This is a genomic window from Faecalibacterium langellae (genome assembly GCF_002549775.1).
GTDB classification, from domain to species: Bacteria; Bacillota; Clostridia; order Oscillospirales; family Ruminococcaceae; genus Faecalibacterium; species Faecalibacterium langellae.
Window position 1 is genome coordinate 1 of the sequence record NZ_NMTR01000063.1, and the last position, 1,084, is coordinate 1,084.

The 1,084-nt window shown below is 31.3% G+C and carries 1 protein-coding gene; it reads left to right on the forward strand.

Going from position 1 to position 1,084, the window contains the following annotated elements; translation table 11 throughout:
* Nucleotides 1–379 precede the first annotated feature (379 nt).
* The coding region (locus CGS49_RS13675) for an ABC transporter permease (protein WP_097802304.1) at nt 380–1,084 on the forward strand (705 nt) is incomplete at its 3' end.

The following is a 1,084-nucleotide window of genomic DNA, read 5'->3' on the forward strand; positions in this document are numbered from 1 at the left end:
GAATATTTTATTAACTAAATGTTGAGATAGCACAAGGAAATATTTGTGCTATCTTTTTTATTTATTAGGAAAAGAGAAAAAATTATGCTAACTAAAATATGGTTAAAACCAGAACAATTAGATTTGTATATTAAACATTTAGAACGATTTAGAGACTTATATAGTAAACTAGACTGTTCTGGTATAGTAAATTTGTAACACTCCTACCTAATAAGTTAAACTATTCATTAGAATAGGAGATATAACATGAAACACTATCCAGACGAAACACGATAAAAAATTGTTCGACTGCACATTCAAGACGGATGAACATTAAAAACCTTTTCAACACATTAAGTGATACACTAATAATAAATAGAATTAATGACAGGAGATTATTATGTTTTTAGCTATTAAAGAGATGCTACATGAAAAATTGCGTTATAGCCTAATAGTGGCACTTATATTTTTAGTAAGTTATCTTTTGATTATTCTTACTGGTTTAGCCACTGGTTTAGCTAACCTAAACAAAGCGGCAATTAACGAGTGGGATGCTTCAAGTATTGTCTTAAATAGTGATTCTGAAGGACGTTTACAACAATCTTTTCTTTCACAGGATCAGGTTGCTAGTTTACCCAATAATGGTACCAGAATTTCACAGTATAGTACACTTGTAAAATCAGAAAATGGATTAAAAGAGAATACTCAATTAATAGCTCTTGATTCCAAATCGTTCATATTTAAAAAATTGAAAATAACAAGTGGTAGTAAAAATGTCCGAAACAATGCCGGCGTCGTATCGGATAAATTCAAACGTGATGGATTCAAAATCGGTGACCACTTGTTAGTTGCTAATTCATCATTGAGGATTAAAATTACAGGTTTTACACCCAGGGCAACTTTAAGTGCTCTTCCCGTGGTTTATATTTCACCAGACACTATTCAATCGCTGAATAAAGGTGTAACAAATGCTGTAGTATTCAAGAATACGTTAAATAATTCAAAAATACCAAAAGGGACTAATCAGTTAAGCATTGGCTCATTTATTAATAAAGTACCCGGATATAGTGCACAACAACTCACATTCAACTTGAATAGCTCCCTG